The organism is Oryzibacillus soli (genome assembly GCF_051594765.1).
GTDB lineage: Bacteria > Bacillota > Bacilli > Paenibacillales > NBRC-103111 > Paenibacillus_AR.
The window spans coordinates 1-1,329 of the sequence record NZ_JBPPGJ010000071.1; the positions used below are offsets into that span (position 1 = coordinate 1).

A 1,329-nucleotide genomic window follows, 5' to 3' on the forward strand; every position below is an offset into this window, starting at 1 on the left:
AACTAGAAGGAAAGGTCGGTTTGAGAGGATGACACAAGTGGCACGGTTTAGTAAGGAACAGGTGAAGGCATTCGTCAAGGAGAATAACCTGAAGACCATGGATGACGTGCAATCTGCACTCAAGGAATTGTTTGCAGAGACGCTTCAGTCCATGCTGGAGGCCGAACTCGACACGGAGCTTGGATACGAAAAGCACGATTTGAAAAGCAAGGCAACCTCTAACAGCCGCAATGGGAAGACAAAGAAAACAGTGACGAGCGAATACGGTGAGATGGAGATCCAGGTCCCACGCGACCGTAACGGCGAGTTTGAACCGATGATCGTTAAGAAGCACCAATCGAATGTAACCGGCATTGAAGACCAGATTATCGCGATGTATGCCAAGGGCGTGAGCACACGTGACATCCAGGATCATCTCAGCCGGCTCTATGGCATTGACGTCTCCCCTACGATGATCTCAAACGTCACCAACAAGATCGTCCCGCTGATCAAGGAGTGGCAGAATCGCCCGCTACAAGGCGTTTACGCCGTTGTATTTCTGGATGCCATTCACTTCAAAGTGAAGCAGGACGGAGCCATTGTGAATAAGGCAGCCTACATGGTCATTGGTATTGATCTCGATGGCAATAAAGACGTATTGGGCATGTGGATTGGCGAGAACGAGTCCGCTAAGTTCTGGCTGAGCGTTCTCAATGACCTTAAGAACCGCGGCGTACAAGATATTCTCATCACCTGTGTGGACAACCTGACGGGTTTCTCTCAAGCGATTTCCGCTTGCTATCCGATGACCGAGATCCAAAAGTGCATCATCCACCAAATCCGGAATTCCACGAGGTACGTGTCCTACAAGGACTTGAAGAAGGTTACAGCGGACTTAAAGCCGATCTACAAAGCCGCTACAGAAGAGGCAGCCTTGGTCGAACTGGACCGCTTCGAAGAGGCCTGGGGAACCAAGTACCCGCTCATTATCCGCTCCTGGCGTAACAATTGGGACGAGCTTGCTACGTTCTTCAAGTATCCTCCGGAGATCCGGAAGCTGATCTATACCACCAATATCATCGAAAGCTACCACCGTCAGCTCCGCAAAGTTACGAAAGGGAAAAGTATCTTCCCCTCCGACGAAGCGTTGTTGAAGATGCTCTACTTCTCTACCATGGACGTGGTTCGCAAATGGACGGGCCGGGTTCAGAACTGGGGACAAATGCTACTACAGTTGTCCGTCTTTTTCCCGGATCGGGTCGGTCAACATTTACGGTAAGCAGGCCAAACTCCCCCTCCCGGGGGAGTTCCCTATAAATGAGTTTACACAAAATTATTGACAGACCCGTT

Annotated in this window: 1 protein-coding gene; it reads left to right on the forward strand. The window is 50.3% G+C overall.

Annotated elements, in window-relative coordinates; genetic code table 11:
- Positions 1-28: 28 nt before the first annotated feature.
- Positions 29-1,258, forward strand: coding sequence for an IS256 family transposase (locus ACSEXW_RS28190; RefSeq protein WP_438449509.1), 1,230 nt, complete (start codon positions 29-31; stop codon positions 1,256-1,258).
- Positions 1,259-1,329: the final 71 nt, after the last annotated feature.